The organism is Ewingella allii, assembly GCF_044430645.1.
Classification (GTDB): domain Bacteria; phylum Pseudomonadota; class Gammaproteobacteria; order Enterobacterales; family Enterobacteriaceae; genus Ewingella; species Ewingella allii.
The window spans coordinates 41,219-58,363 of sequence record NZ_JAWUDN010000004.1 but is presented as its reverse complement, the minus strand read 5'-3'; the positions used below and the strand labels follow the sequence as shown (position 1 = coordinate 58,363).

General features: G+C 55.6%; 14 protein-coding genes. 9 read left to right on the top strand and 5 right to left on the bottom strand.

Translation table 11 applies throughout. The features are described 5' to 3' along the window. The first annotated feature begins 4 nt into the window (after window positions 1–4). The 3 genes from gcl to SBO83_RS11020 all read left to right on the top strand — a co-directional run bounded on the left by gcl (window position 5) and on the right by SBO83_RS11020 (window position 4,114). Complete coding sequence (gene gcl / locus SBO83_RS11030) at window positions 5–1,801, top strand: glyoxylate carboligase (RefSeq protein WP_396131542.1); 1,797 nt, start codon at window positions 5–7, stop codon at window positions 1,799–1,801. Further along, on the top strand, window positions 1,798–2,577 hold the full coding sequence (gene hyi / locus SBO83_RS11025; RefSeq protein WP_396131541.1) for a hydroxypyruvate isomerase: 780 nt from the start codon (window positions 1,798–1,800) through the stop codon (window positions 2,575–2,577). The genes gcl and hyi overlap by 4 nt, the downstream gene beginning before the upstream one ends. A gap of 268 nt (window positions 2,578–2,845) precedes the next feature. After that, complete coding sequence (locus SBO83_RS11020; RefSeq protein WP_396131540.1) at window positions 2,846–4,114, top strand: MFS transporter; 1,269 nt, start codon at window positions 2,846–2,848, stop codon at window positions 4,112–4,114. 100 nt (window positions 4,115–4,214) lie between these two features. Here SBO83_RS11020 and allE read toward each other — a convergent pair whose 3' ends face one another. From allE to allD, 4 genes are all read right to left on the bottom strand, one after another. Then, a complete protein-coding gene (gene allE / locus SBO83_RS11015) occupies window positions 4,215–5,003 on the bottom strand; it encodes a (S)-ureidoglycine aminohydrolase (protein WP_396131539.1) in 789 nt (262 codons plus the stop codon). Between the two features lie 54 nt (window positions 5,004–5,057). Further along, window positions 5,058–6,341, bottom strand: coding sequence for an MFS transporter (locus SBO83_RS11010; protein WP_396131538.1), 1,284 nt, complete (start codon window positions 6,339–6,341; stop codon window positions 5,058–5,060). Beyond that, a complete protein-coding gene (gene allC, locus SBO83_RS11005) occupies window positions 6,338–7,585 on the bottom strand; it encodes an allantoate deiminase (protein ID WP_396131537.1) in 1,248 nt (415 codons plus the stop codon). The genes SBO83_RS11010 and allC overlap by 4 nt, the downstream gene beginning before the upstream one ends. Before the next feature lie 163 nt (window positions 7,586–7,748). Continuing rightward, complete coding sequence (allD, locus tag SBO83_RS11000) at window positions 7,749–8,798, bottom strand: ureidoglycolate dehydrogenase (protein ID WP_396131536.1); 1,050 nt, start codon at window positions 8,796–8,798, stop codon at window positions 7,749–7,751. A gap of 368 nt (window positions 8,799–9,166) precedes the next feature. On the opposite strand from allD, the gene fdrA reads away from it, so the two are divergent. From fdrA to ampH, 6 genes are all read left to right on the top strand, one after another. Next, window positions 9,167–10,834: an acyl-CoA synthetase FdrA gene (gene fdrA / locus SBO83_RS10995; protein WP_396131535.1), complete on the top strand. Its 1,668-nt coding sequence runs from the start codon at window positions 9,167–9,169 to the stop codon at window positions 10,832–10,834. Window positions 10,835–10,842: 8 nt separating this feature from the next. Beyond that, window positions 10,843–12,108, top strand: a complete 1,266-nt coding sequence (locus SBO83_RS10990; protein ID WP_396131534.1) for an oxamate carbamoyltransferase subunit AllG family protein — start codon at window positions 10,843–10,845, stop codon at window positions 12,106–12,108. 50 nt (window positions 12,109–12,158) lie between these two features. Beyond that, entirely contained in the window at window positions 12,159–13,010 is an 852-nt protein-coding gene (locus SBO83_RS10985) for a DUF2877 domain-containing protein (RefSeq protein ID WP_396131533.1), read from the top strand. 44 nt (window positions 13,011–13,054) lie between these two features. Continuing rightward, window positions 13,055–13,963, top strand: coding sequence for a carbamate kinase (locus SBO83_RS10980; protein ID WP_396131532.1), 909 nt, complete (start codon window positions 13,055–13,057; stop codon window positions 13,961–13,963). 113 nt (window positions 13,964–14,076) lie between these two features. After that, complete coding sequence (locus SBO83_RS10975; protein ID WP_396131531.1) at window positions 14,077–15,306, top strand: MFS transporter; 1,230 nt, start codon at window positions 14,077–14,079, stop codon at window positions 15,304–15,306. Between the two features lie 112 nt (window positions 15,307–15,418). Further along, the gene (gene ampH / locus SBO83_RS10970) at window positions 15,419–16,564 is read left to right on the top strand and encodes a D-alanyl-D-alanine-carboxypeptidase/endopeptidase AmpH (RefSeq protein ID WP_396131530.1); all 1,146 of its coding nucleotides are present in this window, start codon (window positions 15,419–15,421) and stop codon (window positions 16,562–16,564) included. Window positions 16,565–16,663: 99 nt separating this feature from the next. Here ampH and rraB read toward each other — a convergent pair whose 3' ends face one another. After that, window positions 16,664–17,092, bottom strand: a complete 429-nt coding sequence (gene rraB / locus SBO83_RS10965; RefSeq protein ID WP_396131529.1) for a ribonuclease E inhibitor RraB — start codon at window positions 17,090–17,092, stop codon at window positions 16,664–16,666. Window positions 17,093–17,145: the final 53 nt, after the last annotated feature.

The following is a 17,145-nucleotide window of genomic DNA, read 5'->3' as shown; positions in this document are numbered from 1 at the left end:
AACCATGGCTAAGATGAGAGCAGTTGATGCAGCAATGTGGGTGCTGGAGAAAGAGGGAGTGACCACCGCCTTTGGCGTGCCCGGCGCGGCGATTAACCCGTTTTACGATGCCATGCGCAGGCACGGCGGCATTCGGCATATCCTTGCACGCCATGTGGAAGGTGCGTCGCACATGGCCGAGGGCTATACCCGCGCCAAGGCGGGCAATATCGGCGTCTGTCTCGGCACGTCGGGGCCGGCGGGCACCGACATGATCACCGCGCTCTACTCGGCCTCGGCGGACTCGATTCCCATCCTGTGCATTACCGGCCAGGCCCCGCGCGCCCGGCTGCATAAAGAGGATTTTCAGGCAGTGGATATTGAGTCGATTGCCAAGCCGGTGACCAAGATGGCGGTGACCGTGCTGGAACCTGCCTTGGTGCCGCGCATGCTGCAAAAAGCCTTTCATCTGATGCGTTCTGGTCGCCCCGGCCCGGTGCTTATCGATCTGCCATTTGATGTGCAGATGGCGGAGATTGAATTTGATCCCGAGACTTATTCGCCGCTGGTGCCTTACAAACCTTGCGCCACGCAGGCGCAGATCGACAAGGCGCTGGCGATGCTGTGTCAGGCCGAGCGCCCGCTGATTATTGCCGGAGGTGGCGTGATCAACGCCGACGCGGCGGATCTGCTGCAAGAGCTGGCGGAGATCTGCAATATTCCGGTGATCCCAACCCTGATGGGCTGGGGGTCGATCCCCGACGATCACCCGCTGATGGCGGGCATGGTCGGGCTGCAAACCTCGCATCGCTACGGCAATGCCACCCTGCTGGCGTCGGATCTGCTGTTCGGCATTGGCAATCGCTGGGCAAATCGCCATACCGGATCGGTGGAGAAATACGTCGCGGATCGCAAAGTGGTGCACATCGACATTGAAGCGACGCAGATTGGTCGGGTGATCTGCCCCGATCTGGGCATTGTGTCGGACGCCCGCGAAGCCCTGCTGATGCTGGTTGAATCGGCTAAACGCCTGTTCGCCAAGGGCGATTTGCCAAACCGCAACGACTGGGTCGCAGAGTGCAACCAGCGCAAAGCAACATTGCTGCGCAAAACCCATTTCGAGGAGATGCCGGTCAAACCGCACCGGGTGTATGAAGAGATGAACCGCGCGTTTGGTGCCGACGCCTGCTACGTGACCACCATCGGCCTGTCGCAAATCGCGGCGGCGCAGACTCTGCACGTGTTCAAACCACGGCACTGGATTAACTGCGGACAGGCTGGCCCGCTGGGCTGGACCCTGCCTGCGGCGCTGGGCGTTCGCGCCGCAGACCCTGCTCGCAAGGTGGTGGCGCTGTCCGGCGATTACGATTTTCAGTTCTTGATTGAGGAGCTGGCGGTCGGCGCACAGTTCAAACTCCCCTACATTCACGTGCTGGTCAATAACGCCTATCTGGGGCTGATTCGTCAGTCGCAGCGCGGCTTCGACATGGATTATTGCGTTCAGCTTTCTTTCGAAAATATCAATAGCAGCGAGCTGGGCGAATACGGCGTTGACCATGTGAAGGTGGTCGAAGGGCTGGGCTGTAAGGCCATTCGCGTATTCAAACCGGAAGAGATTGCCCCGGCGTTTAGGCAGGCTGAAAAGCTAATGAAAGAACATCAGGTGCCGGTTGTGGTAGAAATTATCCTCGAGCGGGTGACCAATATTGCGATGGGCACCGAGCTGGATAATGTCACTGAATTTGAATCGACCACGGCGCTTGCGGCTGAAGCCCCGACCGCCGTGGCGTTTTACGATTACCGCCAAGGAGAGAACTCATGAGTCGCTTTGCCGCCAACCTTTCCATGCTGTTCACCGACGTCGATTTTTTGGCTCGATTCGCTCAGGCCAGGGCCTGCGGGTTCAGCGCCGTGGAGTACATCTCTCCTTATGAATTTCCGCCCGAAGTGATACAGGCCGAGCTGACTCAACACGGCTTATCTCAGGTGCTGTTCAATTTGCCGGTAGGGAACTGGGCCGGGGGCGAGCGCGGCATTGCCTGCTTGCCAGATAGAGTGGACGAGTTCCGCCAAGGGGTAAGTCAGGCGATTCGCTACGCTAAAGCCCTGAACTGCCCGCAGGTGAACTGTCTGGCAGGTAAAGTCCCGGCGGGCAGTGACCCGCAAGTGATAGAAAAAACGCTGGTGACTAACCTGCGTTTTGCCGCCGACGCGCTGGCAAAAGAGAACATTCGGTTACTGATTGAGCCTATCAACAACCTTGATATGCCGGGGTTTTATCTCAACACCAGCCGTCAGGCGCTGGCGCTGATTGAGCAGGTCGGCAGCAAGAATCTCTGGTTGCAGTATGACATTTACCATATGCAAAGGATGGAAGGCGAGCTGATCCAGACCCTGCGCAACCACCTGTTGCAGATCGCGCACATTCAGGTGGCGGACAATCCGGGGCGTCACGAGCCGGGAACCGGCGAGATCAATTTCGACAATATTTTTAGCGCGCTGGATCAGATGGGCTATAGCGGCTGGATCGGCTGTGAATATAACCCGCAGAGCGACACGGCGGCCGGATTATCTTGGCTAAATCATCGACAACGTTAATCAACTCACAAAGAGGATCGCGGGAAAAATATATTATGGCGTTCTGATAGACTTTTAATCGGGACCGGGAATGAGAATTACCTCTCTCCGCTCAGGGTTATTCATTACCCTGAGCGGGAACTCTACAAATAAGACCAGCCTTAATAATAAATTATCAGGATCTTAATCCAAGGAGATAGGTATGGCTGTTTCAGAAACAATCAATGGATCTTCAATTTCACAACAAATTAATAAATCAAAATTGTATCGAAAAGTTGCATGGCGAATCATGCCCATTCTATTAATCAGTTATATTGTGGGTTATTTAGATCGCGTCGGCATCTCCTTCTCTAAATTCCAAATGATGCCGGACATTTTAAATGGCAACATGGCCTTAGCGGAATCGGTATATGGGCTGGGCGCCGGAGTGTTTTTCATCGGCTATATCATTGCCGGGGTGCCGAGCAATATGGTGTTGAGCAAGTACGGCGCGCGAAAAATCATTGCGCTACTGATGGTGATTTGGGGCGGCATCTCGATGCTCAGTGTGTTTATCACCTCTCCCATGCAGTTCTACATCGCTCGATTTTTCCTCGGAATTGCCGAAGCGGGCTTCTATCCCGGCGTCATTCTTTACCTCACTTTGTGGTTCCCCTCGGGCCAGCGCGCCAAAATGACCGCCCTGTTCGTCTGCGGCATTCCCATCAGTAATATCATCGGCGGCCCGCTGTGCGGCTGGATCATTGAGCATATGAATGGCCTGATGCAGATGTCCGGCTGGCAGTGGCTGTTCTTTATCAGCGGCCCGCGCGCGTTGCTGATTGCGCTGGTGATCTTCTTCTTCCTCGACAACACCTATCAAAACGCTAAGTGGCTGACAGATGAGGAGAAAGCCATGATCCACGAGGATATGGATCAGGCCAATCAGCAGCGATTGTTAAACGCTAAAAATGGCATTGTCGCCCACGAATGGACGATGAAAACCATGCTGAAATCCTCGGCGTTCACCAAAATGTGGCTGATCTGCTTCTGTACCGTGATGGGCCAAGGCGGGCTGGCGTTCTGGGTGCCAACCATTATCAAAGATACCGGCGTGAAGTCCGTTTTCGACGTCGGCCTGCTCAGCATGGTGCCTTATATGCTGGCGGTAGTAGCAATGCTGCTGGCGGCGCGCAGCTCCGATAAGCACCGCGAGCGCCGCTGGCACATCGTGGTTCCCTTCTGCATTGCCGCCGTGGCGATGGTGAGCATTGGCGTATTTCAGGACAACAAAAGCATCGTGATGTTCTCACTGTGCATCGCCGTGGCCGCCAGTCTGGTGCCTTCGCCGCTGTTCTGGAGCCTGCCGAATGCCATCTTTACCGGCACCTGCGCGGCGGCGGGCATTGCGCTGATTAACTCCATCGCCAATATCGGCGGCTTTATCTCGCCCTATATCATCGGCTACTTTAAGAATACGACGAACAGTAATCTGGTGGCGATGTGCGTGCTGGCGTCGATGATGATCCTCGGCGCGGTGCTGACGCTAACGGTGCCCGCCAAGATGGTGAATAAGTAGTAACTGATTGTCTTAGCAGAGAAAACGAGAAGCATTAAAAAAGCGCCTGGGTAGTGATCCTCAGGCGCTTTTAGCTATTTAGGTAAAACGAAATGCGGGATTAAAGCTCAGCGTCGCGATGGCAATCTTTAGAGTAGATGTAGCTGAACACCTCGTCCTTGCCCACCGCATACCCCGCCTGCGGGCAGTACGCGCCCATAAAGATGTAGTCGCCTTTCTTCACCGGCACCCAGTCGTTGTCGAGGTTGTACATGCCCGCGCCGCTAAGAATATACGCGCCGTGCTCCTGCACGTGAGTCTCAATGTAGCCATGGCTAGCACCCGGGCTGAAGGACAGAATGTGCATGTTCATGTCAAAACCCAGCTCTTTAGGCAGGAAGTCTTGCAAGATGACGTCACTCATTCCTTCATACTCGATACGTTCGAGCTGGCTGACGTTGCCGCTGACCACATAGGCCTGATGGCCCGCCAATGGCTGATATTTGCGTTTATAGAGGAACAGTTTGCTTGGTTTACCTTCACTATTATTATCGAGATAAAGCTTTACGCCCGCCGGGCAATATAAATATCCGCCGGTTTTAAGTGCGTAAGATTTATCATCCGCCGCCGCCATAATTTCGCCGTCAATGACATAAACGAAAGTTTCTATATCGCCACCGCCAAAACCTTGATGATTACGCCCGCCGTCTAATAAAGTCACCAGATAATCCACAAAGGTCGCGCCTAATTTCGGCGTGGACAGAATGGTAATATCGCAATTCTCAAAACCAGGAATGACGTTTTTAACTAAACCGTCCGGCTCAATTAAGGCATAGTTATGGCGTTTAATAATAGAACGTGAAGATAAGACGTCGGCACGATAACCGGTCTGCTGATTAATATAACCCATGATTTTTCCTTATTTATTCCATAGGCCGATAAGAGATATCGGCCTATATAAAGATTATTGAGATAAAGCCGGTTTAGCGGTCTGATGTTTTTTCATTAATACGTTTACGGTGAAGAACATCAGCGTACCGATAACCAGAATGGCCGCCGAGATATAGAAGCCCATGACCTTCGAGCCGGTATGGTCGGAGATCATCCCGGTCACCAGCGGCGCAATCACCGAAGAAGACATGCCGAAGAAGTTGAAGACGCCGAAGCTGGTGCCGTAGCCCTTTTTCGGCGCGTTGTCGGCGACGAAAGAGATCATGATTGGGTCAACCGCCAGTTTACCGAGCAGGCCGTAGAGGATCAGGCTAATCAGCAGCATGGTGGAATCTGGCGACAGCACGGTGCAGGTCAGCATCACCGCCGCGCAAATCTCAAGGAAGATGATCAGGCTGACTTTCTTATTGCGGAAACGGTCGGACATGCGGCTGAAGAACAGCGCCCCCGGCACCGAGGCGAAGGCCACCAGCGCCGACGAGAAGCCAATGGCGACGCCCTGAAAACCGCGCTCCTGCTGCAAGAATGACGGCAGCCAGGTGACAATCATGTAATAGCCGTAACAGGTGGCGAAATACATCACGTAGGCGGAAATCATCTTCAGGCTGAATAAGCCGCCCGGATTCTGATTGACCTCTTCAACCACCGGCGCGGCGGTCACCGTGGCTGTCGCGACAGGCTGCTGCTTAGGCGTACTTTTGATCACAAAGAAAAACACCAGCGTCATCAGCACCAGCAGGAAGGTGATCATAAACAGCAGCACCTGCCAGTTCATACCGACGCTTTTCACCAGCAGGCTGGAGGCAATCAGGCCAATCCCCATCCCCAGCGCCGAGCCGCTGTTAATGATCGCGGTGGATAAGCCGCGTTTTTCTAACGGAATGCTTTCAGAGGAGAGCGAGTACGCCGAACCATAGTAGGAACCACAGCCCGCCCCGGCGAGCAGGCTACCGGCGTAGATCATGTGCAAGCTGGTGGCGTTACCAATCAGCAGCGTAGCGATGATGAACAGGCAGAAGCCGGGGATCAGCACAATCTTCTTGCCGAACTTATCCACCAAGATCCCGGCGGGGATCTGCATGCCGGTGTAGGCGAAGAAGTAGAAGCTGGCGATCAGCCCCATTTCGGTGTCGGACTGCGCGCCAATGGTGGCCTGAATTTCAGGGAAGATCGGCGTCAGGACGGTGCGGTAGATCCAGATAACCGCCCAGCCGAGGCAGAGCACGACGACGATTTTCTTCCAGTACAGCGGGTCAATGCCGCCCCCGGCTGGCGATGAGGTAGTGCGAGTGGTCATACTGCGCCCCCGTTTTCTTGGTAAGCCAGCTGATACAGCACGTGGGCCAAGGCGCGAACGCCTTCGGCTAAGTCGCTCAGTTCAGTTTTTTCAGCCGGGTTGTGGCTAATACCGGCGATGCTCGGCACAAACAGCATGACGGTCGGTACCCGTGGCGCGAAGATTTGCGAGTCATGCCCCGCCCCACTGTGCATCAGGCGATAGTTCATTTTCTGTGTTTCACACACCGCCGCGACCTGTTTCACCAGCTGCGGGTCCATCGGAATTGGCGCTTCGTCCATCCACAGGTTGATCTCCACCTCAATGCCCATCTCGCCGCAAATGCGTTTCATGTCAGCTTCAATCTCTTGAGTGAAACGCAGCAGCGCCTGTTGATCGGTGTGGCGGCAGTCCATGGTGAAGTGGGTGAAGCCCGGCACCACGTTGACGGTATTGGGTTTCGGTTCAACTTTGCCGAAGGTCAGCACCAGCGGATCGCCCTCTTTGCGCGCCTTTTCAATGGACTCATAGCAGATGCGGCTAAAGGCGTGCACGGTGTCACGGCGGTAGCCCATCGGCGTGGTGCCCGCGTGGTTGGACTCGCCGGTTAAGCGAATGTCGTAACGGCGCTGGCCAACAATGCTGGTGACGACGCCGACGGTTTTGCCTTCGGTTTCCAGCACTTTGCCCTGCTCGATGTGCAACTCGACAAAGGCGCGCAGGTCCTGACGCACCGGCGTGTTTTCCGGGCGGAAGTCGAAACCGGCCTGATGCATGGCATCCACAAAGCCCACGCCCTTGGCGTCTTGGACCTGATGCATGTCGGCGTTATTCGCCAAACCAAAGATGTTTTTGCTGCCCCAGAAGACAAACGGGAAGCGGCTGCCCTCTTCTTCCGCCATGGAGAGCACTTCCAGCGTGCGCAGCGGTTGGCCGTAAGTCTCTTTCAGATAGTTGATCGCCAGAAAAGCGGCTTCTATACCAAACTGGCCGTCGAGGTTGCCGCCGTTCACCACGGTGTCGATGTGTGAGCCTGACATGATGGTCTGCTCGGGGTAGCGGCTGCCTTCGAGGCGCGCCGACAGGTTGCCGACGTGGTCGAAATGGGTCTTCAGCCCGGCACTTTCAAATTTTTCCTGTAGTGCGCGCTGTGCGGCGCACCACTCAGGAGTATAGAGAAGACGCGTCATGCCTCCGGTCGGGTCTGCGCCGATCTGCGAAAGCCATGCGGAGATTTCTTGTATCTGGCGAGGGAAGTTTTGCATATTCCGGTCCTTATTTAATTTCCATATTGAAGGTCATTAATCACGAGGAGGTAGAAATAGAACCGCGAATTACTGGCAGGTTATTAGCCAATAATCCGCGCAAAAGCATTTATTCATTCAAGTGATGTATTTCACTTATTTATAAATAATTAGAATCTATTAATTAACTGGCGAACGGATCTTTGTGGTCGTAAGAACGCAAATAGATTTCATCGGAGATGAGGTAATCGTAAATTTCATCAACAATTTCGATGCCATTGATTTCACTATTACGCTCATTGTTTTCGCTGTTTTGCCCCGGATACATCACCTGACTCACGCCCGGCGCAGGTTTAATGCCATTGAGGTCACTCATCACCTGATTAATATTTTTGCGGAAGCCGTCGATATTAGTAAAAGCGGCAGGATCGATAACAATATGTAGCTGGCCGAGGTTACGGCCTTCGGTCAGGTCGTGATACATGGAACTGACGTTGCGGCCAAACGGCAGACCAAGCAGGATGCCCGCCAGCACGTCCACCATCAGCATCAGGCCATAGCCTTTCGGCCCGGCAATCGGCAGCAGTCCGCTGACGGCGAAAGGATCGGTGGTGTGTTCGCCGTTGGAATCCACGGCCCAGGTGTCAGGGATTTTGGCATTGCGCGAGCGGGCATCCAGCACTTTGCCCCATGCCTGCACCGTGGTTGCCATGTCGAAGGTGATCATATGGCCATCTTCGCCCGGTGCGGCAAAGGCTATTGGGTTGGTACCATAATAGACTTCCGCGCCGCCGTAGGGCACAACCATTGGGTCGGATTGACAGAGTGAAATGCCGATAAGCCCTTGTTTAGCCGCCTGTTGTACGAAGTATGAGAGCGCGCCGCTGTGGCCAATACGGCGGATGCCCACTACCGCCACGCCGTTGTCTTTGGCGATGTCGATAGCGTGCTCCATGGCGATTTTGGCTGCCACGTGCCCCGCGCCGTTATCCCCGTCAAATACGCCGCTGCAAGGTCCGGTTTTCTCAAATCTAAAATCCGGGTTGTTGTTAGTCCCGCCTTTGCTGATACGTTCTGAGTAGTATTCCACCCGAACGGCACCGTGAGAATGTACGCCCCTTGCATCGGCATGGACCAGAACATCCGCCACGATATTGGCCTGTTCTCTTGGCAGTCCCGCCTTGTTGATCTTATTGCTAATTAAAGTGTGGAGCTGTTCCCGGGTGACTTTCATAGATAATCCTTTTGGCTAACCACTGATAGAACCTATTTATGGTCACAATCTATAACCCTCAGACTTTAAAAATGTGATCGGCGACGTTTTTAAACTATTAAATTAAAATTTCATTCACTCACCGTCGAATTATAAAAATTATTTTGATAAAGCCTGTCGGCATTGATTGAGCGATTTTAATAAAGTCTTCTCTTTGCCATGAATATTTCTAACAATCCGCGAAGTGTGACTCACCTCTCCTTGTGACACCCCAGATATTTGTAATTTCCAGCCAGCCATTAAGGGAAATTTTAAATTGAAATTCTTTATCAGGCTTTTCACGAACCGCTTCTCACTAAGCATGAGAAAAAAAGCAAAAGGAAACAGTCATGGTCCACGCTTTTATTAAGAAAGGGAGTTTTCAGGACTCGGTAAGCCTGATGTTGATCTCCCGAAAGCTCAGCGAATTTCCACAGGTAGATGAAATTTCGGTGATGATGGGCACCCCTGCCAACAAATCTCTGCTGGAAGCCACCGGCTTTTGGCACGCCCAGTTCAACGACGCCACGCCAAACGATATTTGTGTCGCTATTAAGGCCGACAGCCAAGACCCAGAGATCACCCAGTTCATCAGCGACGCGCTGGAAGAGGCGCTCAAAGCCATTGCGCAAGGGCAGCAAGGGGGCAAACGCCTGCCAGTCGCCCGCAGCTGGCAGACGGCTCGCCAAAAAGCGCCGGACGCCAATCTGCTGCTGATCTCCATTGCCGGTGAATACGCCGCCGGTCTGGCCGATCAGGCGCTCGACAACGACTGCAACGTGATGATGTTTTCCGACAACGTCTCGCTGGAACATGAGATTGCGCTGAAGAAGAAAGCCAGCAGCAAAAAGCTGATTGTGATGGGGCCGGACTGCGGCACCGCCAATATCGCCGGAGGTCCTTTGGCCTTTGCCAACGTTGCGCCCAAAGGCGTCATCGGCATTATCGGCGCGTCAGGCACCGGCATTCAGGAGCTGACCTCGCAAATCACGCTGGCGGGCCAGGGCGTCTCCCACGCCATTGGCCTCGGCGGGCGCGACCTCTCGGCTGAGGTAGGCGGCATCAGCGCCCTGACGGCGCTGGCGATGCTGGCTAATGACAGCAAAACGCAGGTCATTGCCTTCGTGTCGAAGCCTCCGGCCGAAGCCGTGCGCCGGCGCGTGATGGCCGAAATGCAGGGCATCAATAAGCCGATTGTCGCGCTGTTCCTCGGCACCAAACCGGCCAGCCCGCGTCTGGGCAACGTGTGGCTCGCCAGCACGCTGGACGAAGCCGCGCGCCTCGCCGCCATGTTGGCAAATGTGCAGCAGCAGATAGCCTCCCTGCCAGCCGTGCACGGTAAGAAAATCGCCGGATATTACGCCGGAGGCACCTTGGCCGCCGAGGTTGCCATGCTGCTGGCCGAGCATTTGCAGGTCGCGCCGGACAGCCAGCACCACCACGGCAGCATGCTCGACGCCGAGGGCCATCGAATCATTGATATGGGTGATGATTTCTACACCCAAGGCAAACCCCATCCAATGATTGACCCGTCAACCCGCAACCAGACCATCGCCCAATTGGCGAATCAGCTTGAAACCGGCGTGCTGCTGATTGACGTGGTGATTGGCTTTGGCGCGCAGGCTGACCCGGCAACCTCGCTGGCCGACACGGTTCACGCACTCAAACAGCATCGCGACCCGGCTCACCCGCTGGTGGTGATCGCTACCGTCACCGGCACCGAGCAGGACCCACAACAGCGCAGTCGGCAAATCGACACGCTCACCGCCGCGGGCATCGTGGTGATGAACACCCTACCGGAAGCCGTACTGCTGGCTCATCAACTAATCAGTCCGCCGACCGAAACCGGGCCATTGACGCCTTACCACTTGCTGGATGGCGTCTCTGTTATCAACGCCGGTCTGCGCAGTTTCGCCACTGATTTACAAACCAATCAGGTTCCCGTGGTGCATTACCAATGGGCACCGGTCGCGGGTGGAAATCAGCGTTTAGCAGCCATTCTGAAAAAATTGCACTGAGGGATCACATGACTACAACTATTAATGAAGCCAATGCAGCCGTAATTGCGCGGATCCGCGAAGCCCGTCCACACTGGTGTGACGTCAAACTGGCGCAGGAAGTGGTGCCGGTATTACAGCAAGGTCGCAAGCTACTGCACGCCGGTCCGCCGGTGGTCTGGCAGGATATGAGCGGCCCGGTGCGCGGCGCCTGTATTGGTTGCTGCCTGTTCGAAGGCTGGGCCGAAAATGAGGAGCAGGCGCTGGCCCTGCTGGAAAACGGCGAAATTGAATTTATTCCGTGCCACAGCGTGCGCGCCGTTGGCCCGATGGGCGGCATCACTTCAGCCCATATGCCGATGCTGGTAGTGGAAAACCACACTCACGGCAATCTGGCGTTCTGCAATATGAATGAAGGGATTGGCAAAGTGATGCGTTTCGGCGCGTACGGCCCTGACGTGCAGGAGCGCCTGCGCTGGATGCGCGACACCTTGGCTCCGGTGCTGAAAGAGGTATTGAGCCACATTGATGGCGGCATCGACCTGACCGCCGTGATGGCGCAGGCTATCACCATGGGGGATGAATTCCACCAGCGTAATATCGCCGCCTCCGCGCTGTTAATGCGCCAGCTGGCTCCGAAAATCGCCCAGTTGGATCGCCCGCAAAGCGAGCTGACCAGCGTGCTCTCCTTCCTTGCCATTACCGATCAGTTCTTCCTCAATCTGGCGATGGCCTACTGCAAAGCCGCCATGGACGCCGGGGCCGAAATCAAACAAGGCACTATCGTCACCGCCATGACCCGCAACGGCAAAGATTTTGGTATCAAAATCAGTGGCATGGGCGACCAGTGGTTCACTGCGCCGGTTAACACGCCGGAAGGCCTGTTCTTCTCAGGCTACAGCCAAGCCGACGCCAACCCCGACATCGGCGACAGCGCCATCACTGAAACCTTTGGTATCGGCGGCGCGGCCATGGTCGCAGCGCCGGGCGTGACGCGCTTTGTTGGCGCGGCGGGCGGCATGGGCGCGGCGCTGGACGTCTCTGAAGAGATGGCGGAGATCTTCCTTGAGCGCAACATGATGCTGCAAATCCCGACGTGGGACTTCCAAGGTGCTTGTTTAGGTCTGGACGCTCGCCGCGTGGTGGAAACCGGCATCACGCCGCTGATCAACACCGGGATAGCACACCGCTCGCCGGGCGTCGGTCAGATTGGCGCGGGGACAGTTCGCCCACCGCTCGCCTGCTTCGAAAAAGCCATTGAAGCCTTAGCCGAGAAGCTTGGTATCAGCGCGTAACCCTTCACGCCACTTTGCCCGGCGGAGCCGTCGGGCAATCAGGAGCCACCATGGTTTGCATTGTTCTCTCCTCCAGCGCTCACGCCACCTGCGACTATGGTCCTTTGCGCCGTGCGGGCTTGTTCAACAACGCGATGAACTTTCTTACTCCGCGCCATCAGTTGCTGACGCTGCACCGCAGCGGGCACGGCCTCAGCCCGATGGGATGGGTGGTGGATGAAACGGATTTCGACCTGATTGCTGACCAGCTGCAAGGGGCAGAGCAGCTCCATTTTGATGCCGAAGGCTTATTGATTGATGGCCTGCGGGTGAAAAATATCGGCCCCCAGCACAACTTAACGCTGAGCCAGCCGGGGCTGGTGATCACGCAAACATTGCGTCAAACCCTGCGCTGTTCGCCAGCACAAACTGGCCTGTTTGGCGGGTTAGACATACTGGTTGCTTCACCCGTCGTCGGCGAATTACAGCAAATGCAGCGACAGTTTACGGACTGGCTGCTGGGTGGCGAAGTGGATTGGTCGCCGTTTATCGGCAAGGGGCTGGGCCTTACGCCGAGCAACGACGACACGCTGGTCGGCATGCTGCTGGTCGCCTACTGCGACAGCCGCGTTACTCCCAGCCAGCTGTCACCTTTTTTTGCGCACAGCAAGCCACTGGCCGGGCTGACCACGTTAGTAAGTCATCACTATCTGGCCTACGCGGCACGGGGGATTTTCTCCTCGCCGCTGCTGGCTATCGCCCACGGGCTACTGGCTCCACAGACCTTACTCCCCGCCGTGCGCGACCTGCTGAGTGTCGGCCACTACTCGGGCGCGGACGCGCTGCTGGGCATCTGGCTGGCGGCGCAAACCATTAATCAACTTCACTCAGTCAGCACCTCGCCGCACTTAACGGCCTGCTGAAAGCGTGGTTTTTACTTGTGATTCAACACACTAGAGAACTGAACATGGAAACTTTGGTTATCGCTTTAGGCGGGAATGCCCTGTTGCAACGCGGCGCGGTTCTTTCTGCTGAAAATCAATATAAGAGCATTGCGCTGATTGCCGATGCGATTGGCGAACTAGCCAAGAAATACCGCATTGCCATTGTCCACGGCAATGGTCCGCAGGTCGGGCTACTGGCCTTGCAGAACCTTAACTATCGCGACGTGCCGCCTTATCCGCTGGACATTCTGGTGGCGGAAACCCAAGGGATGATTGGCTATATGCTGGCGCAGAAGCTCTCCGCGTCTCACCCCGAGCAGGCAGTTTCAACCCTGATGACCCGCATTCTGGTGGACGGTGACGATGAAGCTTTCCAGCAGCCAACCAAGTTTATCGGCCCGGTCTATGCGCCGAAGGAAGAGTCGCATCTACGCCAGCAGTATGGCTGGACCATGAAGATGGACGGCGAGCATCTGCGCCGCGTGGTGCCTTCCCCCGAGCCGAAGCAGATCTTGGACATAGAAGCCGTTCACGCGCTGCTGGCGAAAAATCAGGTGGTGATTTGCAGCGGCGGCGGTGGCATTCCGATGGTTGCGACCGAGCAGGGGTTACAGGGCGTAGAGGCGGTGATTGATAAAGATCTCGCCGCGGCGCTGCTGGCCGAGGCGCTGGATGCTGACCATCTGGTGATCCTGACCGACGCCGACGCGGTCTATACCGGCTGGGGTACGCCAAGCCAGCAGGCCATTCGCAGCGCCACGCCGCAGCAATTGGCTCCGCTGGCGGTGCCGGACGGCTCAATGGGGCCGAAGATCATGGCGGTCAGCCGCTTTGTCGAACGCTCGGGTAAAGAGGCGCACATTGGGGCGCTCAAAGACATTGATGCCGTATTGAACGGCAGCGCGGGAACCCTGATCCGCCCCGCTCGCTGATCCACCCTAAACACTGAAGCAGGCTGGTTACAGCCGCAAAAATCAGGCCGGTGGAGAGCGATTTCTCACCGGCCTTTTAACATTGAAGCACTTGACCCTTAGAGGTACACACCATGGAAAAAACCGCCCCTGCCAGCCGATTCCCCTATTGGATCCAGTTGGTGATTATCTTCTTCTTCGGCTGGGTAGTGATCTACGCCGGACGCTCGGTTCTCAGCCCGCTCATGCCGATGATTCAGGACGAATACGGGCTGAATCAGACCGAATTGGGCATCATCAGCAGCCTGTTCTTCTTGGCCTACACCCTGCTACAGGTTCCCGCTGGATTGCTCGGTGACCGGCTGGGCCACAAAAAAGTCTTAGTCACCGGCTTTATGCTATTCGCCGTGTTCATTGCTTCCATCAGCATTTCGCCGGGCTTCTTAGGCTTTATCCTGCTGTGGATGCTGACCGGCGCAGCGCAGGGGGTCTATTACGGCCCGCAGTACGCGCTCTCCTCAGAAGCTATTCCGAAGAAGTGGCTGACGCTCGGCAGCGCGGTGATTGGCAGCGGCATGTCCTTTGGTATTGCGCTGGGCTATCAGCTGTCCAGCGTGTCGGTGAATCATTTCCACACCGGCTGGAAATTACCCTTTGTGATCATCGCCCTGCCGGTGCTGGTGGTGGCGCTGTTGATGCTGTTTGTTATCCATAAACGCCCGCCGGTTGCCGCGCCCGCTGCGGTACAGGCCGCCGACCAAGAGCCGCCGTTCCGCTTTATGGATTTACTGAAAAATCGCAACCTGATCCTCGCTTACATCACCATTTTCTGCTCGATTTACGGCTTCTTCGTGATCATCTCTTGGCTGCCTTACTACTTGCAGCAGGAGCGCGGAATGGACATGGCGCGCGCCAGTAATATTGCGTCGATTGTGCCGTGGATTTCGATTCTCGGGACGCTGATTTTCAGCTACGCCTCGGACAAGCTGGGACGCAGAAAGCCGGTGGTGCTGTGCATGCTGCCGCTCTCGCTGCTGGCGCTGTTCGGCATTGTCTATTCAACCTCGGAAACCATGCTGATTGTCGTGCTGGTGCTGTATGGCTTTATCGGAAAAATCAGCCTGAACCCGATTCTGGTGGCACTGGTCGCGGATAACGCCCCGAAAAAAGCCCTCGGCACCGCCTTCAGCCTGTATAACTTCTTTGGCATGGCGGCTTCGATTTTTGCCCCTTACGTGACCGGCTTTATCGCCGACCGCACGGGCTCACTCAACGCCGGTTTCTACTTCGCGGCGATCATCACGCTGGTGGGAATTGGTGCCATGCTACTGGTGCGCGAAAAACACGTGCCGCATTCGGAATAACCAGATAAAGGAGATTTCTTACAACATTTTGCCAATTGGGCGCTTTTTTCCCATGCCGTTTCAGAAAGTTCGCATTAGTATACAAATTCCGAATGAATACTCTGCCTAGTTGATGGATACCGGTTTGCTGAAAAAAATTTCTCTCTCACTTTTGGCTCTGGCCTTTGCCAGCACGCCGCTGTTGAGCCAGGCGAAAAACGCCCGATTGGCTTCTCAAGTTGTTGATGACTATGCCGAACATATCTTCTACGGCAGCGGCGCGATGGGAATGGCGCTGGTGGTTGTCGATAATAACCAACAAGTTTTCCGCAGCTTTGGCGAAACCCGCCCCGGCTCAGACATTCGTCCACGCGAAGACTCCGTGATTCGAATTGCCTCGCTGACCAAGCTGATGACCAGCGAAGTGCTGGTGAAGCTGTCGCAGCAGGGCACCGTCAAGATTAACGACCCGCTGCGCAAATATTCCGGCGGCAAAGCGGTGCCTTCCTATAGCGGCTCCACGCCAATCACATTGCTCAACCTCGCGACTCACACCAGCGGCCTGCCGCGTGAGCAGCCGGGTGGCGCGCCAAATCGCCCGGTATTTACTTGGCCGACCAAGGCCGATCGCTGGGCGTGGCTGCGAGTCGCCAAAATGACCACGCCTCCGGGCGCGCGTGCGGCTTACTCCAACTTAGCCTTTGACCTGCTGGCTGACGCCTTATCCAACGCGGCGCGCAAACCTTACACCCAGCTGCTGCGCGAACAGATAACCCAGCCGCTGGGTATGGTCGACACCACGCTGACGCCAAACGCCAGCCAATGTGCGCGCCTGATGTCCGGCCTGCGCCCAAGCCCTTGTCTGAATACCACGGCGGCAGCGGGCAGCGGCGGTATCTACTCGACCCCGGCCGACATGGCGCGTTGGATGCGCCAGTTCCTACCTTCCCCACTCGGCAAGCCAAGCCTGACCGCCGAAATGGCGCAGAAGATGTACTTTAAGCGTACTGATTTGGTGTCGCTGAAAGGCATGGACGTGCCGGGCATGGCCGACTCTCTGGGTATGGGTTGGGTGACGATGGCGCCGACGCCGCTGTTACCGCGCATTATTCAGAAAACCGGCGGTGGCGGTGGCTTTATTACTTATGTGGCGATGGTGCCTCAGCGCGGCGTAGGCGTGTTCGTGGTAGTGACGCGCAGCGAGTTAACCAAGTTTAAAAATATGAGTGACGGCGTAAACGATCTGGTTGCGGAGTTAGTGCGTAATAACGAGATTTAAAGCGCGGAATGATTTAAAGCACGGAAGTGCAAGCTGAGCTTATCCTCCCCTTAGTTCAAGGGGAGGATCAAAACCCTATCTTACTGATAGAGTTAGCTATTAATGACGCTTACCGTCATCATCTTCATCAACCAAATCTTCTTCATCACCTTCTTCGCCGTCCTCACCTTCGTCGTCGCCTTCGAAGTAAGTGCCCCAACCGTCGTAATCAACGCCGTGGGCTTCGGCCAGGTCCATCAACTGCTCAACCTGTTTATCAATCAGTTCGGCGTTCAGCGCAATTTCGCTGATCACGTCACAGCACATCACGGTTGAACCGTCTTCTAATTCCAACTCTTCTGCGTCATTAACTTCATAACCCAGTTTGAAAGCGGCAACCGCGGCTTTCTCCAAATCTTCAAACTTATCAGAAGATAAGTGATGTTCGATGGTGTAAAGCGCGTCTGGATCGCTGCCATCATCCAGCAGCTCTTCGATGATTAAGCGGGTCTCTTCACTCTGTTCTTCTAGCAATTCACGATTTGCCATGCCTCTGTCCTCAATCAATGTGACGTTTCTCTAGACCATTTTCACACAGCGCG